Genomic DNA, 20,978 nt, shown 5'->3' on the forward strand with positions numbered 1-20,978 from the left:
TATTAATCCCTTAGGAGAAGGGAACGCAGCCCGGCGGCCTTGTTTTCGATCTCCTGCCACTCCTGCTCCGGATCGGAGCCGCTGACGATGCCCGCCCCCGCATAAAGACGCAGCGCAGCGTCGTGAACGCGGGCGGAGCGTAATGCCACACAGAATTCGCTTTGATCGCGCGATAAATAGCCCGCCGACCCGGCGTACCACTCCCGGTCAAACGGCTCCACTTTCGCAATAAATTCTCGCGCCGCCTGTCGCGGCAGCCCGGCCACCGCCGCCGTTGGTTGCAAAATATGCAGACACTGTTCGTCGTCAGGCTGTTTAAGTTCGGTCCAGATACAGCGGCGTAAATGCTGCACCTTGCGCAGACGCAGCACCTGCGCAGGCAGGATCTCCAGCGTCCGGGTATGGTGCTGAAGACGCTGGCAGATATCTTCCACCACCAGCATATTTTCCCGCTGATTTTTGTCGTCATTCATCAGCCAGTCGCCCAGACGCTGGGCCTGCTTATCGTCAGAATGGCTGGCGACGGTGCCTGCCAGCGCTTCAGTACGCAGCAGCGTGCCGCGTCGCCGCCACAGGCGCTCGGGCGTCGAGCCGAGGAACGCGTTGCTGGCGTCAAAGACCATACAAAAATGATAGCAGTTGAGGTTTAGCGCGCGGCTGGCAGCCATCAGCGCGATGGCGTTCACGGGCTGCTGGCACTGCACGTCTGTAGCACGTGCGAGGACCACTTTCTCAAAATCGCCGCGAGCAAGGGTATCCGTCGCCTGACGAATCAACGCCAGCCATTCCGGTTTTTCCGGATGATGGGTTTCCTGCACAATCTGCACGGACAACGGGCGGATCGGCGCGGCGTCGCGCAGGTTATCGACAAAATTCAGCGCCTCACGGGCATCTTCCCGCAGCGACGTTTCGCTCCACAGTTGCAGACGCAGCGTGGCGACCCCGCCAGACCGTCGCCAGAGAAGGCGCGGTAAAAACAGCTTGCCCTGCGCCGGGTTGAAGGCGTTCAGGCCGCAGATACGGGTGTCATTGGCTACGTCGTGGGTGTGCAAAAAACGCGAGGCCGAGGCCAGAGAATCAAAATGGGCGAGGCTTCCGAGCGCGGCAAGTTCTTCATCGCCGCTGCGCTGTTGCCAGTAAAACTGAGGATAGCATCGCTGCACACCCAGCCAGGCCAGCGGATCGAAGGCGTCGTTTAACGGGAAAGAGACATCGAAATGGCGTAAACCGGGTGTAGCAGGCAATGCTTGCGCAAGCTGAGTGCGCAGGCTTTGCAGCGCGAGGAAAATCGAGTGCACGCGAACCTCTCCCTGTTAAAGCCTTATATTATACGGGGTACTGACGATAAATAGCAGTACCCACGTGTAGGGAGTGGTTTACCGGCTTAACGACGGGCTAACAGCAGACCCAGCACCAGCCCTACGGCCGCACCGACCCCAATGCCCTGCCACGGTTTTTCATGCACATAATCGTCAGCACGATAAACCGCCTGCTTAGCGCGGTAGTAGTAATTGTCGGATGCGTTACTGACGCGGTTTTTCACGTCATGCAGCGCCTGCTCGGCGCGGGCTTTGAGCTCAATGTACTTCTGATCGGCAGGATCGCCTGAAGAGCGCAGCACTTCTTCCAGCGTTTCGCTCAGCAGCGTCAGGTCGTCGTCGACTCGGGTATCCCAGGATTGAAATGACATATTTTTCTCCATGTTAGTACACCAGTCCGGTAACTATAGACAAGGTCTTGCTATTGCGCCTGTTTCGCTTCGCGTGCCATGCCGATGTGTGGGATGCCGTCTTCGTCGTAAATGTCCGTGACCGGGGTAAAACCAAAATGACCATAGAATGATTGCAAATGCGCCTGCGCGCCCAGGTATAACGCCTTGTCCGGCCACTGTTTCTGGCATGCGTCCAGCGTTTTTTCCATCAGCTGATAGCCCAGCTTTTCACCGCGCGCGCGGCCGCTGATAATGACGCGGCCAATGACGACAGGGTCAAAATCCTCTTCGCTTTTCAGAATCCTCGCATACGCCACCAGCTCGTTATCGCGCCAGCCGAGGATGTGCCGGTTCTCGCCGACCAGGTCATCGCCGTCGATATCCTGATACGGGCAGGTTTGTTCAACCACAAAGACTTCGCAGCGCAGCTTGAGCAGGGCGTAGAGTGAATGCACGGTCAGTTCGCTGTGGTGTAGATCTTGCCACTGGATCATGTGTTTCTCCTTCCTGGGGTTCATCACGTTATACTAAACCCCTTCCCATTCGGCAAAGGGCTGATTGCGTTATGGAACTGATTTTTCTGGGTACGTCCGCCGGGGTGCCAACCCGCTCACGAAACGTGACGGCGATTCTGCTGGATCTTAAGCATCCTACCCGCGGTGGGCTGTGGCTGTTTGACTGCGGCGAGGGTACGCAACATCAGCTGCTGCATACCTCATACCACCCGGGGAAAGTGGATAAAATATTTATCACCCATCTGCACGGCGACCATCTGTTTGGCCTGCCGGGCCTGCTGTGCAGCCGTTCGATGGCCGGTAACGCTAACCCGCTGACCATTTATGGCCCCGCGGGTATTCAGGAATTCGTTGAAACCACGCTGCGCCTGAGCGGCTCATGGACCGATTATCCGCTGGAGGTGGTGGAGATCGGCGAAGGTCTGGTGTTCGATGACGGAGATTACCTGGTGCGCGCTTACCCGCTTAACCATCCGGTGGAATGCTACGGCTATCGCGTTGAGGAGCATGACAAGCCCGGGGCGCTGAACGCCGCCGCGTTGCAGGCCGATGGGGTGAAACCAGGCCCGCTGTTCCAGCGTCTGAAGCACGGCGAGATCGTCACGCTGGAAGACGGGCGCGTCATCAACGGTCAGGATTACCTCGCCCCACCGCAGCCGGGCAAAAAACTGGCTATTTTTGGGGATACCGCCCCCTGCCCTTCGGCGCTCAGGCTTGCCAGAGGTGTAGATGTGATGGTGCATGAGGCGACGCTGGAAGCGGCGATGGAAGAAAAAGCCAACAGCCGGGGGCACAGCTCTACGCGTCAGGCGGCGCAGCTGGCACGTGAGGCTGGCGTCCGGAAACTGATTGTTACTCACGTCAGCTCACGCTATGACGTCCGCGGCGCTGAAAGCCTGCTGGCAGAGTGCCGGGAAGTATTTCCGGCATGCGAGCTGGCGGAAGATTTTGCTCAGGTCAGCGTTTAGTCCTTCATTTTTCCCTCAGCGTGCCGATAACGATTAAAAGGCCAGCATTTCTCTTGAGGGTAGAATGGATAATTTCCAGAAAGATATTGATGACAGGGCAAACCTGACCCTGTCCAACCGTTTTGAACTGTTGCTGTTCCGTCTTGGCACCTCTCTGAACGAAAATAAATCCGAGCTGTTCGGCATCAACGTATTCAAATTGCGCGAAATTGTGCCGATGCCGACCTTCACCAAACCGGCGGGAATGAAGTCTCCGCTGATGGGGATGGTGAACATTCGTGACCAGGTGATCCCGGTGATCGATCTGGCCGCCGTCGCCGGCTGCAAACCAGCCACCGGGCTGAACATCCTGCTGATCACCGAATATGCCCGCAGCGTGCAGGCGTTTGCCGTAGAATCGGTGGAAAACATCATGCGTCTGGACTGGAAGCAGGTGCACGCCGCGGAAACCGCCGTCAGCGGTCGCTACATCACCAGCATTGCCTGTCTGGACGAGAAGACCGATACCAACGATCTGGCGATGGTGCTGGACGTGGAGCAGATCCTGTACGACATCACCCCGGCGAACCACGATCTGCACGCCACCCATCTGGAAACCACCAAATTCAACATCAAGCCTGGCTCTGTCGCGATTGTTGCAGAAGATTCAAAAGTAGCGCGCTCAATGCTGGAGAAGGGATTGCAGGCGATGGAGATCCCGGCCCAGCTGCATATCACCGGCAAAGACGCATGGGAGAAAATCACTCAGCTGGCCGCGCAGGCACAGGCCGAGGGCGTTCCCGTTACCGATAAGATTGCCCTGGTATTAACCGACCTCGAAATGCCGGAGATGGACGGATTTACGCTGACGCGCAAAATCAAATCCGACCCGGTACTGAAAGATATTCCGGTGGTGATCCATTCGTCTCTTTCCGGCAACGCGAACGAAGATCATATTCGCAAAGTGAAGGCGGACGGCTATGTGGCGAAGTTTGAGCTGAACGAGCTGGCGTCGGTAATTGAAGAGGTGCTGGACCGCTCGATGAAGAAGATTGAAGGGCCGCTTATAAGCAGGAAGCAGTTAGCTTAGTCGGGTGACGCTTCGCTTACCCGACCTACAAAACCCGTAGGCCCTGCAAGCGTAGCGCCGCTGGGCAATAAAAAAGGCAACTTTCGTTGCCTTTTTGCTTTCATCTTACATCAGCGGCATCGCGCGCTGCACAATCTCAATCAGCGGCTGCGGATAGATACCGAAGATCAGCACCAGCAGCGCGGAGATGAGAACCACAATCCCGCCGGCGCTGTACTGCCAGTTGGTTGGCGCATCGCGGTTGAGCTGCTGAGGCGCGCTCAGGTACAGGCTCACCGCTACGCGCAGGTAGTAGTAGAGACCAATCGCGGAGCCGATAACGACACCCGCCGTCAGCCACCACAGACCCGCCTGCACACCGACGGCCAGCACGTAGAACTTACCGATAAAGCCCAGCGTCATCGGGATACCCGCCAGAGAGAGCATCATCACGGTCATTACCGCAGACAGAATCGGACGGTGCCAGAACAGACCACGGTAGGAGAACAGGGAATCCGCATCCGGGCCACGGTACGGGCTGGACATCAGGCTCACCACGCCGAACGCGCCGAGGCTGCTGAACAGGTAACCGGCCAGATAGACACCCACGGTTTCCATCGACATCTCACCGCTTTGCAGCGCAATCAGCGCCACCAGCAGGTAACCCAGATGGGAGATAGAGGAGTAGCCCAGCAGACGCTTGATGTTGGTCTGGCTCAGCGCCATCAGGTTACCGAAGATGATGGAGACGAACGCGATGATGCCCAGCACCACGCGAACCGCTTCGCTGTCACCCACCGGGGCGTACAGGAACAGACGCATGACCACACCGAAGATAGCGATTTTGCTCGCCGTCGCCAGGAAGGTCGAGACCGGTGCAGGGGCGCCCTGGTATACGTCTGGCGTCCACAGGTGGAACGGAACCAGAGAGAGTTTAAAGCCAAGGCCAACAATCATCATGCCCAGACCCGCCAGCAGCAGCGGCTCATGCAGCATGCCGTCGCCGAGGCTCTTACCGAGCGCCATGAAGGAGAGGTTCCCCGTCTGTGCGTACAGCAGCGCGATACCGAACAGCAGGAACGACGACGCGGCAGCAGACAGGATCGTGTACTTGATACTCGCTTCCAGAGAGCGCTTCTGGCGGAAAGCGTAACCAATCAGGCCGAACAGCGGGAGTGAGATCAGCTCAATACCGAGGAACAGCGCGGCCAGGTGGTTCGCGTTCGCCAGCAGAATGCCGCCCAGTGCGGCAATCAGTACCAGCAGGTAAAACTCTTCTTTGTTGTCGTTGTACCCTTCAAGCCACGGGTACGCAAAGGTACAGGTTGCCAGGCTCGCCAGCAGCACCAGACCGGTGTAGAGCATGGCGTAACCGTCAACGCGCATCAGCGGCGTGACGTCCATCGCTCCCGCCTGGCCAACAAACCAGAGGGAAACTAACGCAGCGTTCAGACCCAGAACGGACAGGGTCGCATTCAGGAAGTGATTGCGTCGCCACGCAATGGAGAGCATCACAACCACCACCGTCAATCCGACGATCAGCAGCGGTAGCAGCGCGATCAGTTGTTGTGGAGTTATTGTCATGGCGAATTACGGCCTTGTAGTAGAAGCAGAATTAACAAACCACTGCTGGATATTACCCATCGCGGAGTGCGAGGTATCCAGAATCGGCTGCGGATAGAAGCCCAACAGCACCAGCAGTACGACCAGCAGCAGGATGATGAACAGCTCACGCAGCGACATCCCCGGCAGTTCTTGTGCAGCAATTTCACTCTTCGCTTTACCGAAGTAAGCGCGGTGCAGCATCGCCAGTGAGTAGACGGAAGCGAACACCAGACCAAAGGTGGAGATGACGGTGATCGTCGGTACCACGTTGAAGCTGCCGAACAGGATCATAAACTCGCCGACGAAGTTACCGGTGCCCGGCATACCCAGCGTCGCAACCGCAAAGAACATGGAGAGCGCTGGCAGCCATTTCATTTTGCCCCACAGGCCGCCCATCATGCGCATGTCGCGGGTGTGCAGACGTTCGTACAGCTGACCACACAGGATGAACAGACCGGCAGCGGAGAGACCGTGCGCAATCATCTGGATCACCGCGCCCTGGTACGCCAGCTGGCTGCCGGTGTAGATGGCAATCAGCACGAAACCCATGTGGGAAACGGAGGTGTAGGCAATCAGACGTTTGATGTCGTACTGCGTAAAGGCCATCCAGGCACCGTAGAAGATACCGATCACGCCAAGCCACATGGCAATCGGCGCGAACTCTGCGGAGGCGTTCGGGAACAGCGGCAGGGAGAAACGCAGCAGACCGTAGGCCGCCGTTTTCAGCAAGATACCCGCAAGGTCAACGGAACCCGCCGTTGGCGCCTGAGAGTGCGCGTCCGGCAGCCAGCCGTGCAGCGGTACGACCGGCATTTTCACCGCGAAGGCGATGAAGAAGCCGAGCATCAGCAGGTATTCCACGCCGTGGGACATCGGGGTCTTCAGCAGATCTTCATAGTTGAAGGTCCAGACGCCGGTAGCATTGTAATGCACGAATACCAGCGCCAGGATAGCAATCAACATCACCAGACCACTCGCCTGGGTGTAGATGAAGAACTTGGTGGCCGCCGTGATACGCGTTTTACCGTCGGATGCCTTGTGGCCCCACAGCGCGATCAGGAAGTACATCGGCACCAGCATCATCTCCCAGAAGAAGAAGAACAGGAACATGTCGATGGCAAGGAACACGCCGATAACGCCGCCCAGGATCCACATCAGGTTCAGGTGGAAGAAGCCCTGGTATTTTTCGATTTCTCGCCAGGAGCAGAGTACCGCCAGAACGCCGAGCAGACCGGTCAGCACCACCATCAGCAGCGACAGACCGTCAATCGCGAGGTGGATCGTAATACCGAAACGTGGGATCCACGGCAGAATGAACTCAGACTGCCACTGCGGAAGGCCCGCGGACTGGGTCAGTGAGTAGCCACCCTGCAACCAGAGTTGCAGACCAAGCGCGAGCGTCAATCCCATGGTGATCAGCGCGATCCAGCGCGGCATCTTCACGCCAAAGCGTTCAGTCTGCCAGCACAGGAAGCCGCCGATGAAGGGAATTAATATTAGCCAGGGTAGTAACATGGCGATTTACATTCCTTTTTAAGGCCCCCAGCAGGGGCCTGATTTTCAACGAATTCGAATAAAATTCACTTAACGATCAACGCAACACCATCAGCAGCGCCAGTACGACAACCGCACCGATGCTCATGGACGCCACATACCAGCGCAGATAACCGTTCTCGCTGAACAGCAGGCCTTTACCTGCAAAGCGAGAGAGGATCGCCGGGATATTCATCAGGCTGTTCAGTGGATCGCGCTTCAGCAGCCACGCAATGCCCAGGAACGGCTTCACGAAGATCATGTCGTACAGCCAGTCGAAGCCCCACGCGTTGTACCACCAGGTGCCCAGCAGACGGCCCGGCGCGCTGTTGGCAACGGCAGTCACCAGCGTGCGTTTGCCCAGCCACAGCCATGCGGCAATCAGGATGCCCGCGATAGCCACAACGCCGGAGGTGATTTCAAGCGTCAGAACGCGACCGTGCTCAAGCTCGGTTGTTGCCGGCAGTACGCCCTGCAACGGTGGCACAATCATCGCGCCAACGAAGGTGGACAGGACCAGCAGCACAATCAGCGGCAGGTGGTGGGTAATCCCCTTCCCTGCGTGAGCATGAATTTGTTCTTTACCGTGGAAGACGATGAAAATCATACGGAAGGTGTACAGGGAGGTCATAAACGCACCGACCAGACCCGCAACCATCAGATTGATATGACCATTCGCCATGGCGCCCGCCAGGATTTCGTCCTTACTGAAGAAGCCTGCGGTAATCAGCGGCAGTGCCGCCAGCGCCGCGCCGCCTACCAGGAAGCAGACATAAACCAGCGGGATGGACTTACGCAGTCCGCCCATTTTGAAGATGTTCTGCTCGTGGTGGCAGGCCAGGATCACCGAACCGGATGAGAGGAACAGCAGCGCTTTAAAGAACGCGTGCGTCATCAGGTGGAAAATGGCGGCGTCCCACGCCTGAACGCCCAGCGCCAGGAACATGTAACCAATCTGGCTCATGGTGGAGTACGCGAGCACGCGCTTGATGTCGGTCTGCACCAGCGCGGCAAAGCCTGCCAGCACCAGCGTAACCGCACCGACAATACCCACCAGATGCAGAATTTCCGGGGTCATCAGGAACAGGCCATGGGTACGCGCAATCAGGTAGACACCGGCGGTGACCATGGTCGCGGCGTGGATCAACGCGGAGACAGGGGTTGGACCCGCCATCGCGTCGGCCAGCCATGTCTGCAACGGCAGCTGCGCGGATTTACCCACAGCGCCACCCAGCAGCATCAGCGTTGCCCACCACAGCATGTTGTTGCCTGCTTCGAAGTGCGCCGGCGCCAGTTCCACCATTTCGCGGAAGTTTAGCGTGCCCAGTTCGTTGTAAAGAATGAACAGCGCGAAAGCGAGGAACACGTCACCCACACGGGTCACGACGAACGCTTTCATGGCCGCTGCGCCATTCTTCGGATCGGTGTAGTAGAAACCGATCAGCAGGTAAGAACACAGACCCACGCCTTCCCAGCCCAGATACATCAGCAGCAGGTTATCGGCCAGCACCAGAACCACCATGCTGGCGATAAACAGGTTGGTGTAGGCGAAGAAGCGGGAGTATCCCTCTTCACCGCGCATGTACCAGGAGGCGAACATGTGGATCAGGAAGCCGACGCCGGTGACCACGGAGAGCATGGTCAGAGACAGACCATCCAGCACCAGGTTGAAACCGATGTTGAAGTTACCGACCGACATCCAGTTCCACAGCGGTACGCTGTAGGCCTGACGTCCATTGTTAAAGAAGTCGATACCCGCATACGCCGTGACCAGCGCAGCCAGGCCGATAGAGCCAATGCCCACGGTGGCAGACAGATTCTCAGACCAGCGGCCGCGAGAAAACGCCAGCAGCACGAAGCCAATCAGCGGAAAAATAATGGTTAAGGCAAGCATGTTCATCCACGCAACTCACTTACTGAATCGATGTTCAGGTTCTGGCGGCGACGATGGAGCTGTAGCAACAGCGCCAGGCCAATACTCGCTTCAGCAGCCGCGAGGCTGATGGCGAGAATGTACATCACCTGACCATCGGTCTGGCCCCAGTAGCTGCCGGCGACCACAAAGGCCAGCGCGGAAGCGTTGATCATGATTTCCAGACCGATCAGCATAAACAGCAGATTGCGGCGGATAACCAGACCGGTTAAGCCCAGAACGAATAAAATCGCAGCGAGGATCAGTCCATGTGTTAAGGGGATCATGCGCGTTCCTCCGTTTTTCTTTTCGCGCGGTCGTCAGTGCGGTTGCTCAGCACCTCGCCGACACGCTCTTCGCGGCCAACGTGGAAGGCCACAACCAGACCCGCCAGCAGCAGCATTGAGGCCAGCTCAACCGCCAGAACGTACGGACCAAACAGGGTGATACCCACGGCTTTCGCGCTGATTGGCGTCCCGTCGATACCCTGGTCGTTGACGCCCAGAATGGCGTAAACAATCACCGCCAGCATGATGGCCGACAAAATTGCCGGACCAATCCACACCTGCGGTTTTAACCACTGACGTTCCTGCTCAATTTCAGAGCCGCCCAGGTTCAGCATCATCACCACGAACACAAACAGCACCATGATGGCCCCGGCGTAGACGATGATTTCCAGCGCACCAGCGAAGTGCGCGCCCAGCGCAAAGAACACCCCGGAAATAGCCAGCAGCGAAATGATTAAATACAGCAGCGCATGCACCGGATTGGTGTGCGTGATCACTCGCAGCGTAGCCAGGATGGCGATAAGGCCACAGATATAAAAAGCGAATTCCATTGCCCTCTCCTTACGGTAACAGGCTCTTGACGTCGATAGGCTTAGCTTCGTTCTCTGCTTCGCCTTTATCTTTGCCGTCGATTGCCATACCCGCCATCCGGTAGAAGTTATATTCCGGGTATTTGCCCGGACCGGAAATCAGCAGATCCTCTTTCTCGTACACCAGATCCTGACGCTTGTACTCACCCAGCTCGAAGTCTGGAGTCAGCTGAATCGCCGTGGTTGGGCACGCTTCTTCACACAGACCGCAGAAAATGCAGCGTGAGAAGTTGATGCGGAAGAACTCAGGGTACCAGCGGCCGTCTACCGTCTCTGCTTTTTGCAGAGAGATACAGCCCACCGGACACGCTACCGCACACAGGTTACAGGCAACGCAACGCTCGGAACCGTCCGGGTCGCGCGTCAGCACGATACGTCCACGGTAGCGCGGCGGCAGATATACCGGCTCTTCCGGGTACATCCGGGTTTCGCGTTTGGCAAACGCATGCAGGCCGATCATCCAGATACTGCGTACCTGAGTGCCGAAACCTACCAATAATTCTTTTAAGGTCATGATCTCAAAGCCCCTTATGGCTGCTGCCAGAGAATGACAGCCGCCGTTACCAACAAGTTGACGAGCGTCAGCGGCAGGCACACTTTCCAGCCGAAGGACATTACCTGGTCATAACGCGGACGCGGTAACGCTGCGCGAATCAAAATGAACATCATCATGAAGAACGCGGTTTTCAGCGCGAACCAGATGAACGGCGGTAAGAACGGGCCATGCCAGCCACCAAAGAACAGCGTTACCATCAACGCGGAAATGGTGACGATACCGATGTACTCGCCCACGAAGAACAGACCGAACTTCATACCGGAATATTCAATGTGGTAACCGTCGGCCAGTTCCTGTTCGGCTTCTGGCTGGTCAAACGGGTGACGGTGACACACCGCCACGCCCGCGATGGCAAAGGTAATAAACCCAAAGAACTGCGGGATAACGTTCCAGATGTCGGCCTGGTTGTTGACGATGTCGGTCATGTTAAATGAACCGGCCTGCGCCACCACACCCATCAGGGAAAGACCCAGGAACACTTCGTAGCTCAGCGTCTGCGCGGAAGCACGCATCGCACCCAGCAGCGAGTATTTGTTGTTACTGGACCAGCCTGCGAACAGCACCGCGTAAACCGCGAGGCCTGCCATCATCAGGAAGAACAGAATGCCGATGTTCAGGTCAGCCACCACCCAGGTCGGGCTGACCGGAACGATAGCAAACGCCAGCAGCAGCGAGGTGAAGGCAATCATCGGTGCCAGCGTAAAGATCACGCGGTCCGAGAAGCGCGGAACCCAGTCCTCTTTAAAGAACATCTTGATCATGTCCGCGACCAGCTGGAGTGAACCACCCCAGCCCACGCGGTTCGGTCCGTAACGGTTCTGGAACAGACCGAGCAGACGACGTTCACCAAAGCTCATGAACGCGCCGCAGGTGACAACCACCAGCAGAATCACAACCGCTTTCAGAATGCTCAGCAGGATGTCGATAAGATCCGGCGTTAACCAACTCATGCTTTTGCCTCCTGAAGGTTATCAAGATGCGCCCCCGCCAGGACCGGCGCGATGCCAGGCATACCCATCGGCAGACCCACCTGCCCTGCTGACAGGCGTTCAGAAATAATCAGCGGCAGGCTGATAGTCTGGCCGTCGTAGCTAAAGGCAATGTTCGCACCCGCGTTAACGCCAAGCTTCGCGGCATCCGCCGGGTTGAGCTTGATGTACGGCTGCGGCATACGCTGCTGGAATACCGGAGAACGCTGGGACATTTCGTCGCTACCGAACAGATGGTAGTACGGTGCAATACGCCAGTGACCTTCCTGCGCCTGGAAGCTCGCCGGAACGGTGGTGAAGAAGTCCAGACCGGTTTCGGAGGCTTCAATCAGACGCACGCCCGGATCGCCGTGGCGCAGGTGACCGCCCACTTCAGCCTGGAACTTGTTCCATGCCTGCGGGGAGTTCCAGCCCGGTGCCCATGCAAACGGGATTTGCGAACGCGGCGCAGACGGCTGGTTGTTCCCTTCCATCGAGAAGGCAAACATGGTGTCTTTATCCTGCGGCTGACGCGGTTCGTGCACGCTGATGTTGGCGCGCATCGCGGTACGACCGCTGTAGCGGTGCGGCTCACGCGCCAGTTTCTGGCCGCGAATGCGGAAGCTTGCGTCAGGCGCGGCGTCTTTAATGCCCGCCAGCTGAGGCAGTTTCTCAACAACCGCGTCAATAACGTGGTCGAGCTGCGTCCAGTCCACTTCACGGCTCTGCACGGTGCTGTGCAGAGAGTGCAGCCAGCGCCAGCTTTCCAGCATCACGGTGTTGCTGTCGTAGTAGGCCGGGTCATAAACCTGGAAGAAACGCTGGGCGCGGCCTTCGTTGTTGATCACCGTCCCGTCGCTTTCTGCGAAGCTTGCCGCAGAGAGCACGAGGTGCGCTTTGTCCATGATCGCGGTGCGCTGATGGTCGATAACCATCACCAGCGGCGCTCTGGAGAGCGCGGCGTCAACGCGAGCGGCAGAAGCATGGCGATGCAGGTCGTTTTCCAGCACCACAACGGCGTCAGCGGCACCGGATTCCAGTTCGCTTAACGCGTCTTCCAGCGAGCCGCCGCCAATCATACCCAGACCGATGCTGTTCACCGCACGGGCAATCATGGTGACACCGACGTCAGCGCCGCGGCCCTTCAGGGCTTTGGCAACGTTCGCTGCGGCCTGAATGATTTCAGCGCTACCGGCGTTGGTACCGGAAATGATCAGCGGTTTTTTCGCCCCCGCCAGCGCCTGAACAATCACGTCGACCTTGTTTTGCAGGTCGCGATCCAGTTCAACGGCCGGCGAGTTGCTGTCCAGCGCGTGGGCAATGGCAAAGCCGAGACGCGCCTGATCTTCAACCGGCGCGCAGTAGGTCCACGCGGCGATATCGTCCAGACGGGTGTTGTCGACGTTAGTCACAAACAGAGGATGCTTCGCGCGCTGACCGATGTTAAGGATGGCCGCAATCTGCCAGTCAGCCACTTTCTGCGCCGCTGCCATTTCACGTGCTTTGCCTTTCACCGCCTGACGAACCGCCAGAGCCGCGCGTGCGCCAGTCTGCGTCAGGTCTTCACCCAGCACCAGAACCGCATCATAAGATTCGATTTCGCGCAGCGCAGGCGTATGAATGCCGCCTTCACGCAGCACTTTCAGCACCAGCTGGAGACGTTCCTGCTCGCCCTGGGCGATACCGGTATAGAAGTTTTCCGCCCCAACCAGCTCGCGCAGCGCGAAGTTGCTTTCGATGCTGGCGCGCGGGGAACCGATGCCGATCACTTTCTTCGACTGACGCAGAATATCTGCCGCGCCCTGCATCGCCTGCTCAGCGTTGAGGGTAATGACGTCATCGCCACGGCGCTGTACCGGCTGACGCGGACGGTCTTTCAGGTTCACATAGCCATAGCCGAAACGACCGCGGTCGCAGAGGAAGTAGTGGTTAACGGTACCGTTGTAACGGTTTTCGATACGACGCAGTTCGCCGTAACGTTCACCCGGGCTGGTGTTACAGCCGAGGGAGCACTGCTGGCAGATGCTTGGCGCAAACTGCATGTCCCATTTACGGTTGTAACGTTCAGAGTGGGTTTTATCCGTGAATACGCCGGTCGGACAGATTTCTACCAGGTTACCGGAGAATTCGCTTTCCAGCGTACCGTCTTCCGGACGACCGAAGTAGACGTTGTCATGCGCGCCATATACGCCCAGATCCTGACCGTCTGCATAATCTTTGTAGTAACGCACGCAGCGGTAGCAGGCGATGCAGCGGTTCATTTCGTGAGAGATGAACGGCCCCAGATCCTGGTTACGGTGGGTACGCTTGGTAAAGCGATAGCGACGGAAGCTGTGACCGGTCATGACGGTCATATCCTGAAGGTGGCAGTTACCGCCCTCCTCACACACCGGACAGTCGTGCGGGTGGTTGGTCATCAACCACTCCACCACGCTTTCACGGAACTGTTTGGCTTCTTCGTCATCAATCGAAATAAAGGTGCCTTCGGCGGCTGGCGTCATACAGGACATCACCAGGCGACCACGCGTGTCTTCCGCGTTTTGATATTGCTTCACCGCACACTGGCGGCAAGCACCGACGCTGCCCAGCGCCGGATGCCAGCAAAAGTACGGAATATCGAGGCCAAGAGACAGACAAGCTTCCAGCAGGTTGTCCGCCCCGTTGACTTCGTATTCTTTGCCGTCTACATGAATCGTAGCCATTAGCATGCTTCCAGTTGGCTCGGCCGAAACCGAGCGTTAATCAAAATTCTGTTTTTACCAGCGCGCTTTCAGCAGGTTCGGCTGAATACCATTGATCGAATGGGTATTGCTGAACGGCTGCTTGATGCCTGCTTCGAATTCGTCGCGGAAATATTTAATCGCGCTTTGCAGCGGCTCGACGGCGCCCGGTGCGTGGGCACAGAAGGTTTTACCCGGCCCTAAGAATCGACACAGTTGCTCAAGTGTCTCGATATCGCCAGGCTGGCCTTCGCCACGTTCGATAGCACGCAGGATCTTCACGCTCCACGGCAGACCATCACGGCACGGTGTACACCAGCCGCAGGACTCGCGGGCGAAGAACTCTTCCAGGTTACGCACCAGGGATACCATGCCGATCTCGTGGTCGACGGCCATCGCCAGCGCGGTACCCAGACGGCTGCCTGCTTTACCAATGCTTTCGAACTCCATTGGCAGGTCAAGGTGGGCTTCGGTAAGGAAGTCCGTCCCTGCCCCACCCGGCTGCCAGGCTTTGAATTTCAGGCCATCGCGCATGCCGCCGGCGTAGTCTTCAAGAATTTCACGTGCGGTGGTGCCGAACGGCAGCTCCCAGACGCCAGGGTTCTTCACGCGACCGGAGAAGCCCATCAGCTTGGTACCGGCATCTTTGCTTGAGGAGATGCCCTGATACCACTCCACGCCGTTCGCGAGGATCGCCGGGACGTTGCACAGGGTTTCGACGTTGTTGACGCAGGTCGGTTTACCCCACACGCCGGAGCTTGCCGGGAACGGTGGCTTGGAGCGCGGGTTCGCGCGGCGGCCTTCCAGGGAGTTAATCAGCGCGGTTTCTTCACCGCAGATATAACGCCCGGCACCGGTGTGCACGAACAGCTCGAAGTCAAACCCAGTGCCCAGGATGTTTTTACCCAGCAGACCGGCTTCAGTGGCTTCGGCAATCGCGCGACGCAGGTTTTCAGCCGCTTCGATGTACTCACCGCGCAGGAAGATGTAGCCACGGTACGCTTTCAGCGCGAACGCGGAGATCAGCATGCCTTCCACCAGCAGGTGCGGCAGCTGTTCCATCAGCAGGCGGTCTTTATAGGTACCCGGCTCCATCTCATCGGCGTTACACAGCAGGTAACGGATGTTCATGGATTCATCTTTCGGCATCAGGCTCCACTTCAGACCGGTGGAGAAGCCCGCGCCGCCGCGGCCTTTCAGGCCAGACTCTTTCACCGCGTTAACGATGTCGTCCGGCGCCATGCCGCCAAGGGCTTTACGCGCGCCGGCATAGCCGTTTTTGCTCTGATATTCGTCGAGCCAGACCGGCTGTTTGTCATCACGCAGACGCCAGGTCAGCGGATGCGTCTCAGCAGTACGAATTACAGTTTTCATTTGTACTGCTCCAGCAGGTCAGGAATCGCTTCCGGCGTCAGATGGCTGTGAGTGTCCTCATCAATCATCATGGTCGGCCCCTTGTCGCAGTTACCCAGGCAGCAGGTTGGCAGCAGAGTAAAGCGTCCGTCGAAGGTGGTCTGGCCCGGCTTGATATTGAGTTTCTTCTCAATCGCAGCCTGAATGCCCTGATAACCGGTGATGTGGCAGACCACGCTGTCACAGTAGCGGATCACATGGCGGCCTACCGGCTGACGGAAGATCTGGCTGTAGAACGTGGCTACGCCTTCTACGTCACTTGCCGGAATGCCCAGCACTTTTGCGATCTCGTAGATCGCCCCATCCGGCACCCAACCACGCTGTTTCTGTACGATTTTCAGCGCTTCAATGGACGCCGCACGCGGGTCTTCGTAGTGGTGCATCTCGTGCTCAATGGCGGCACGCTCTGCTTCACTCAGCTCAAAAGCCTCGGTTTGTGGTTGTTGATTCTCGTGCATAATTAGCGGTCCACATCTGACATAACAAAATCGATACTACCCAGATACACAATCAGGTCGGAGACCAGACTGCCGCGAATGGCGGCCGGGATCTGCTGCAAGTGCGCGAAGCTTGGCGTACGCACGCGGGTGCGGTAGCTCATGGTGCTGCCGTCGCTGGTGAGGTAGTAGCTGTTGATACCCTTGGTCGCTTCAATCATCTGGAAGGATTCCTGTGCCGGCATGACCGGGCCCCAGGAAACTTGCAGGAAGTGGGTGATCAGGGTTTCGATATGTTGCAGCGTGCGCTCTTTCGGTGGCGGCGTCGTCAGCGGGTGATCCGCCTTGAACGGGCCTTCCGGCATGTTGTTGAGGCACTGCTCAAGGATGCGCAGGCTCTGGCGCAGCTCTTCCACTTTCAGCATCACGCGGGTGTAGCAGTCGGATACGCCGCCGCCAACCGGGACTTCAAAGTCGAAGTTCTCGTAACCAGAGTAAGGACGCGCTTTACGCACGTCGAAATCAATCCCGGTCGCACGCAGGCCAGCACCTGTGGTTCCCCACTCCAGCGCTTCTTTCGCGCCGTAGGCAGCAACGCCCTGGGAACGGCCTTTCAGGATGGAGTTACGCAGCGCGGCTTTCTCGTAAGACGCCAGACGTTTTGGCATCCAGTCGAGGAATTCACGCAGCAGACGGTCCCAGCCGCGCGGCAGATCGTGCGCCACACCGCCGATGCGGAACCAGGCCGGGTGCATACGGAAACCGGTAATCGCTTCCACCAGATCGTAGATTTTCTGACGGTCGGTAAAGGCGAAGAAGACCGGCGTCATCGCGCCGACGTCCTGAATGAACGTGGAGATGTACAGCAGGTGGCTGTTAATACGGAACAGTTCAGACAGCATCACGCGAATCACGTTAACGCGATCCGGGACGGTGATGCCTGCCAGCTTCTCAACGGCCAGCACGTATGGCATTTCGTTCACGCAGCCGCCGAGGTATTCGATACGGTCGGTGTACGGAATGTAGCTGTGCCAGGACTGACGCTCGCCCATCTTCTCGGCACCACGGTGGTGATAGCCGATGTCAGGCACGCAGTCGACAATCTCTTCGCCGTCAAGCTGAAGAATAATACGGAATGCACCGTGCGCAGACGGGTGGTTTGGACCGAGGTTGAGGAACATGAAGTCTTCGTTTTCGGTGCCGCGCTTCATGCCCCAGTCTTCCGGCTTGAAGGTCAGCGCTTCCATCTCCAGATCCTGCTTGGCTTTGGTCAGCTCAAACGGGTCAAATTCGGTGGCGCGTGCCGGGTAGTCTTTACGCAGCGGGTGGCCGGTCCAGGTCTGCGGCATCATGATGCGCGTCAGATGCGGGTGACCGTCGAAGGTCATGCCGAACATTTCCCAGGTTTCACGCTCGTACCAGTTGGCGTTCGGGAAAAGTTTGGTGATCGTCGGCAGATGCATGTCGTTTTCAGACAATGCCACCTTGAGCATGATATCCGCGTTGCGGTCTATTGAGATCAGGTGGTAGAAAACGGAAAAATCCGCAGCAGGGAGACCCTGGCGGTGCGTTCTCAGACGTTCGTCCATGCCGTGTAAGTCAAACAGCATGACGTAAGGTTTTGGCAATTTCTTGAGGAAATCGACAACTTCCAGTAATTGCTCACGCTTCACCCAAACAACGGGTACCCCGGTGCGGGTGGCCTGAACAGTAAAGGCATCCGGCCCAAAACGGTTGCGCAGTTCGCCAATGACGGGGTCATCGAGATGATCCCGGGTCTGCCAGGCGGCTTCTTGCGCGGTTAAGTCGGTCATATTGTTCACCATTGCAAATGGTCCGTGGTGACTGTTAAGCCTGGCTTCGCGCTATTTGAGTAGTGATATGCGAAGGTGTTCTCCAGGCCCACAGGCGCGAATTAAATTTCGTCAGGCGTACGCAGGTTGGTGACGGCAATACGTTCACCACGTTTACGCTCGCGCTCAGACTGCATGTTCGCGCGATAGACACCCTGATCGCCAACAACCCATGAAAGCGGGCGGCGTTCTTTACCAATTGACTCCTGGAGCAGCATCAGCGCCTGCATATAGGCCTCTGGACGCGGCGGGCAGCCCGGGATGTACACATCCACCGGAATGAACTTATCAACGCCCTGCACAACGGAATAAATGTCGTACATACCGCCGGAGTTTGCACATGCGCCCATGGAGATAACCCATTTTGGCTCCAGCATCTGGTCATAAAGACGCTGAATAACCGGTGCCATCTTGGTAAAGCAGGTCCCGGCCACCACCATCAGGTCAGCCTGACGTGGAGAAGCACGCAGTACCTCGGCCCCAAAACGCGCAACGTCATGCACCGCAGTGAATGACGTCACCATTTCAACGTAGCAGCAAGAAAGGCCAAAGTTGTATGGCCAGATGGAGTTCTTACGACCCCAGTTGACCATGTCGTGCATGGCATGTTCGAGCTTGCCCATGTACACGCTTTTGTTGACTTCTTGCTCCAGGGGGTCGGTTACGATCTCCTGTTTTTGCAGGGGGTAACGGTCATTCTCACCGTTAGGATCTATGCGGGTGAGCGTATAATCCATCTTATTGCCTCGCTGTTACTGCTGACGATTAGAGATACTGTTTTCCGGGTTGATGTGTTCACGGCGTGAACGCACAGGTGTCCAGTCCAGCGCGCCAATACGCACCAGATAAACCAGACCGGCCAGTAACACTAAAATGAAAATTGCGGCCTCGACAAAGCCCACCCAACCACTTTCGCGAATGGAGGTAGACCACGCGAAGAGGTAAAGCGCTTCCACGTCAAAAATGACGAAGAACATGGCTACCAGGTAGAACTTGGCAGACAGGCGTAAGCGAGCGGTACCTACTGAATCAATACCTGATTCGAAAGGTGTGTTTTTGTGCCTTGCGCGGGCGCGACCGCCCAGGAACCAGCCGCCGACTAACATCAGGCAGCACAGGCCAATGGCTACAATAAGAAAGATTGCGAATGCCCAGTGATGAGCGATGACTTCTGTGGATGTTGACATACTCATTGCTTACTCATCAAAAGTGATACCGACGACACTGCTCTTGCTGGCAGATGGGCATCACATCGATTCATGGGGAGGAACAAAATAACCTTACACTAACTGTCAGAAATGAGACATAGACAGCAAAATGATGGGGTTTTTTACTCCTTTCTATAACCTTTTGTCAACTTTAACAAAGGTTTCTTCACATTAAATTACAACGTGCGATTCTCATTAACATTTGGTGCCCTTTAACCCTGGTGGGTACATGACTTTCCGTCAAATGCATCTTGTTGAATCGTGTCCGTTTTGGAAGTAAAAAAAATAACCCTCCTATTTTGACAGGATTTGCCAACGATTCCTCCCCCCAAATGGGAGTATTTTCTTGATCTGAGACACGCTTTTGTTAATTCAATCAAAAAAACAGCAACATATTTCCTGTTTTTTTAACATCGGCGGGGTATGAGGTAAGTTAGAACAGGTATTGTTTACATCTTAACCAAAAACATTTTCTGCATTGATAAATAAGCGGTATTTGCTTTATCCCTGCTCCGTTCACGGTTATGAATAGCAAAAAAAACCACTCGCAGGAAAAAATCATGCGAGTGGCTCTTTTTTGCACTTACATTTTGTTACGAGAATTTTGAGGGAATGATCACTCAAAATCCCCTTCCACGATCAGGGAGTCGTCCCCTCCTTCGGGAGTAACAGGCGCGTACTGCCATGGATTGTGGTAGTTTTCCATTGCCTCGAACACCACTTTTGCCAGCTCGTTGTTGCTGGCGGCGTTATGGCACAGCAGGTACTCCGTATCCGGCAACGACGGGAGTCCCTCGGATTGACCCAGCACACGCAGATCGGGGCTCATCATCTCCACCGGACGGGCCGTTACGCCAAGCCCGGCCTTCACCGCCGCTCGCACTGCGGGCAAGGTTGACGCCACGTACGCCAGGCGCCATGGAATACCGGCTTCGTTGAGCGCAGCCAGCACCATATCGCGGAACGGACTCGGATCGTCCAGCAGGACCAGGGGTATCGGCTCACCTTTCTGCAATACATACTCTGCGGCACAGTACCAGTGCGTTGGAGAAGTACGCAGCGTCAGGCTGTCAAACTGGCCAGGTCGATGCGTGGTGACCACCAGGTCAACCTCGTTTTCTTTCAGCATCTCAACCATGAAGGCATTGCGTTTAACGCTAACGTCCAGGGCAAGCTTCGGATAAACCGAGCTAATTCGGTTGAGAAGGAAGGGTAAAATGGTATCTGCTGATTCATCTGACGCCCCTAATGTTAACACTCCCTGAAGGTTGCTAAACATTAATGACATACAGGCTTCATCATTAAAGCGCAGTATCTTTCTGGCATAACCCAGAAGCTGAATACCATGTTCTGTTAAAAGCTTATTACGTCCATGACGCGCAAAAAGCTCTTTACCAACCAGTTGTTCCAGCCGCTGCATTTGCTGACTCACGGCGGACTGGGTACGGCAAACGGCGGCAGCAGCTGCTGCAAAAGTGTTGAGATCGGCGACCGCAACAAACGTTCTCAGCAGATCGAGGTCGAGATTCATTATCGGACGATTTGCATTTATCATATCTTTTCACTTTCAGGTTGCTCGTGCGGAGCTGCCCGGGTTGAAGCTGTGTGTAACAGTTAAGCAATTCCTTCTGAAGAGTTTCCCTCGCATCCCGGC

General features: G+C 56.7%; 19 protein-coding genes. 2 read left to right on the forward strand and 17 right to left on the reverse strand.

Features of this window, described 5'->3' with window-relative positions:
- Positions 1–2: 2 nt before the first annotated feature.
- From menF to RS584_RS16100, 3 genes are all read right to left on the reverse strand, one after another.
- Complete coding sequence (gene menF, locus RS584_RS16090; RefSeq protein ID WP_315748333.1) at positions 3–1,298, reverse strand: isochorismate synthase MenF; 1,296 nt, start codon at positions 1,296–1,298, stop codon at positions 3–5.
- 86 nt (positions 1,299–1,384) lie between these two features.
- Entirely contained in the window at positions 1,385–1,690 is a 306-nt protein-coding gene (elaB, locus tag RS584_RS16095) for a stress response protein ElaB (protein ID WP_017693006.1), read from the reverse strand.
- A 50-nt stretch (positions 1,691–1,740) separates the two neighbouring features.
- Entirely contained in the window at positions 1,741–2,205 is a 465-nt protein-coding gene (locus tag RS584_RS16100) for a GNAT family N-acetyltransferase (protein ID WP_017383427.1), read from the reverse strand.
- 71 nt (positions 2,206–2,276) lie between these two features.
- On the opposite strand from RS584_RS16100, the gene rnz reads away from it, so the two are divergent.
- Both rnz and RS584_RS16110 read left to right on the forward strand, forming a co-directional pair.
- Complete coding sequence (gene rnz, locus RS584_RS16105) at positions 2,277–3,194, forward strand: ribonuclease Z (protein WP_315748334.1); 918 nt, start codon at positions 2,277–2,279, stop codon at positions 3,192–3,194.
- Positions 3,195–3,258: 64 nt separating this feature from the next.
- The gene (locus RS584_RS16110) at positions 3,259–4,263 is read left to right on the forward strand and encodes a chemotaxis protein (protein ID WP_315748335.1); all 1,005 of its coding nucleotides are present in this window, start codon (positions 3,259–3,261) and stop codon (positions 4,261–4,263) included.
- 105 nt (positions 4,264–4,368) lie between these two features.
- Here RS584_RS16110 and nuoN read toward each other — a convergent pair whose 3' ends face one another.
- The 14 genes from nuoN to lrhA form a co-directional block, all read right to left on the reverse strand.
- Positions 4,369–5,826: an NADH-quinone oxidoreductase subunit NuoN gene (gene nuoN, locus RS584_RS16115; RefSeq protein WP_315748336.1), complete on the reverse strand. Its 1,458-nt coding sequence runs from the start codon at positions 5,824–5,826 to the stop codon at positions 4,369–4,371.
- Positions 5,827–5,832: 6 nt separating this feature from the next.
- The gene (nuoM, locus tag RS584_RS16120; protein ID WP_003861498.1) at positions 5,833–7,362 is read right to left on the reverse strand and encodes an NADH-quinone oxidoreductase subunit M; all 1,530 of its coding nucleotides are present in this window, start codon (positions 7,360–7,362) and stop codon (positions 5,833–5,835) included.
- Between the two features lie 76 nt (positions 7,363–7,438).
- On the reverse strand, positions 7,439–9,280 hold the full coding sequence (gene nuoL, locus RS584_RS16125; RefSeq protein ID WP_003861497.1) for an NADH-quinone oxidoreductase subunit L: 1,842 nt from the start codon (positions 9,278–9,280) through the stop codon (positions 7,439–7,441).
- Positions 9,277–9,579, reverse strand: coding sequence for an NADH-quinone oxidoreductase subunit NuoK (nuoK, locus tag RS584_RS16130; RefSeq protein WP_003861496.1), 303 nt, complete (start codon positions 9,577–9,579; stop codon positions 9,277–9,279). Before nuoK ends, nuoL begins: the two co-directional genes overlap by 4 nt.
- Complete coding sequence (gene nuoJ / locus RS584_RS16135; RefSeq protein WP_003861493.1) at positions 9,576–10,130, reverse strand: NADH-quinone oxidoreductase subunit J; 555 nt, start codon at positions 10,128–10,130, stop codon at positions 9,576–9,578. The genes nuoK and nuoJ overlap by 4 nt, the downstream gene beginning before the upstream one ends.
- 10 nt (positions 10,131–10,140) lie before the next feature.
- The gene (gene nuoI, locus RS584_RS16140; protein ID WP_003861491.1) at positions 10,141–10,683 is read right to left on the reverse strand and encodes an NADH-quinone oxidoreductase subunit NuoI; all 543 of its coding nucleotides are present in this window, start codon (positions 10,681–10,683) and stop codon (positions 10,141–10,143) included.
- Positions 10,684–10,697: 14 nt separating this feature from the next.
- Positions 10,698–11,675: an NADH-quinone oxidoreductase subunit NuoH gene (nuoH, locus tag RS584_RS16145; RefSeq protein ID WP_003861490.1), complete on the reverse strand. Its 978-nt coding sequence runs from the start codon at positions 11,673–11,675 to the stop codon at positions 10,698–10,700.
- A complete protein-coding gene (nuoG, locus tag RS584_RS16150; protein ID WP_003861488.1) occupies positions 11,672–14,395 on the reverse strand; it encodes an NADH-quinone oxidoreductase subunit NuoG in 2,724 nt (907 codons plus the stop codon). The genes nuoH and nuoG overlap by 4 nt, the downstream gene beginning before the upstream one ends.
- Before the next feature lie 54 nt (positions 14,396–14,449).
- The gene (gene nuoF / locus RS584_RS16155; RefSeq protein ID WP_003861487.1) at positions 14,450–15,787 is read right to left on the reverse strand and encodes an NADH-quinone oxidoreductase subunit NuoF; all 1,338 of its coding nucleotides are present in this window, start codon (positions 15,785–15,787) and stop codon (positions 14,450–14,452) included.
- A complete protein-coding gene (gene nuoE, locus RS584_RS16160) occupies positions 15,784–16,284 on the reverse strand; it encodes an NADH-quinone oxidoreductase subunit NuoE (RefSeq protein WP_006176513.1) in 501 nt (166 codons plus the stop codon). The genes nuoF and nuoE overlap by 4 nt, the downstream gene beginning before the upstream one ends.
- A gap of 2 nt (positions 16,285–16,286) precedes the next feature.
- Entirely contained in the window at positions 16,287–18,089 is a 1,803-nt protein-coding gene (nuoC, locus tag RS584_RS16165; protein ID WP_072204069.1) for an NADH-quinone oxidoreductase subunit C/D, read from the reverse strand.
- Positions 18,090–18,178: 89 nt separating this feature from the next.
- A complete protein-coding gene (gene nuoB / locus RS584_RS16170; protein WP_003861482.1) occupies positions 18,179–18,853 on the reverse strand; it encodes an NADH-quinone oxidoreductase subunit NuoB in 675 nt (224 codons plus the stop codon).
- A 15-nt stretch (positions 18,854–18,868) separates the two neighbouring features.
- Positions 18,869–19,309 carry an NADH-quinone oxidoreductase subunit NuoA gene (nuoA, locus tag RS584_RS16175; RefSeq protein ID WP_003861475.1) on the reverse strand — a complete coding sequence of 147 codons (441 nt, stop codon included), beginning with the start codon at positions 19,307–19,309 and terminating at the stop codon, positions 18,869–18,871.
- Positions 19,310–19,940: 631 nt separating this feature from the next.
- On the reverse strand, positions 19,941–20,879 hold the full coding sequence (gene lrhA / locus RS584_RS16180) for a transcriptional regulator LrhA (protein WP_017693002.1): 939 nt from the start codon (positions 20,877–20,879) through the stop codon (positions 19,941–19,943).
- Positions 20,880–20,978 lie beyond the last annotated feature (99 nt).

This window comes from Enterobacter sp. DTU_2021_1002640_1_SI_PRY_ASU_LCPMC_013, from assembly GCF_032389435.1.
GTDB lineage: Bacteria > Pseudomonadota > Gammaproteobacteria > Enterobacterales > Enterobacteriaceae > Enterobacter > Enterobacter hormaechei_C.

Bases quoted from the DNA above. Each gene is read 5' to 3' on its own strand.
- elaB (WP_017693006.1), bottom strand. From the start codon at position 1,690: ATGTCATTTCAATCCTGGGATACCCGAGTCGACGACGACCTGACGCTG.
- RS584_RS16100 (WP_017383427.1), bottom strand. From the start codon at position 2,205: ATGATCCAGTGGCAAGATCTACACCACAGCGAACTGACCGTGCATTCA.
- rnz (WP_315748334.1), top strand. From the start codon at position 2,277: ATGGAACTGATTTTTCTGGGTACGTCCGCCGGGGTGCCAACCCGCTCA.
- RS584_RS16110 (WP_315748335.1), top strand. From the start codon at position 3,259: ATGGATAATTTCCAGAAAGATATTGATGACAGGGCAAACCTGACCCTG.
- nuoN (WP_315748336.1), bottom strand. From the start codon at position 5,826: ATGACAATAACTCCACAACAACTGATCGCGCTGCTACCGCTGCTGATC.
- nuoM (WP_003861498.1), bottom strand. From the start codon at position 7,362: ATGTTACTACCCTGGCTAATATTAATTCCCTTCATCGGCGGCTTCCTG.
- nuoL (WP_003861497.1), bottom strand. From the start codon at position 9,280: ATGAACATGCTTGCCTTAACCATTATTTTTCCGCTGATTGGCTTCGTG.
- nuoK (WP_003861496.1), bottom strand. From the start codon at position 9,579: ATGATCCCCTTAACACATGGACTGATCCTCGCTGCGATTTTATTCGTT.
- nuoJ (WP_003861493.1), bottom strand. From the start codon at position 10,130: ATGGAATTCGCTTTTTATATCTGTGGCCTTATCGCCATCCTGGCTACG.
- nuoI (WP_003861491.1), bottom strand. From the start codon at position 10,683: ATGACCTTAAAAGAATTATTGGTAGGTTTCGGCACTCAGGTACGCAGT.
- nuoH (WP_003861490.1), bottom strand. From the start codon at position 11,675: ATGAGTTGGTTAACGCCGGATCTTATCGACATCCTGCTGAGCATTCTG.
- nuoG (WP_003861488.1), bottom strand. From the start codon at position 14,395: ATGGCTACGATTCATGTAGACGGCAAAGAATACGAAGTCAACGGGGCG.
- nuoF (WP_003861487.1), bottom strand. From the start codon at position 15,787: ATGAAAACTGTAATTCGTACTGCTGAGACGCATCCGCTGACCTGGCGT.
- nuoE (WP_006176513.1), bottom strand. From the start codon at position 16,284: ATGCACGAGAATCAACAACCACAAACCGAGGCTTTTGAGCTGAGTGAA.
- nuoC (WP_072204069.1), bottom strand. From the start codon at position 18,089: ATGGTGAACAATATGACCGACTTAACCGCGCAAGAAGCCGCCTGGCAG.
- nuoB (WP_003861482.1), bottom strand. From the start codon at position 18,853: ATGGATTATACGCTCACCCGCATAGATCCTAACGGTGAGAATGACCGT.
- nuoA (WP_003861475.1), bottom strand. From the start codon at position 19,309: ATGAGTATGTCAACATCCACAGAAGTCATCGCTCATCACTGGGCATTC.
- lrhA (WP_017693002.1), bottom strand. From the start codon at position 20,879: ATGATAAATGCAAATCGTCCGATAATGAATCTCGACCTCGATCTGCTG.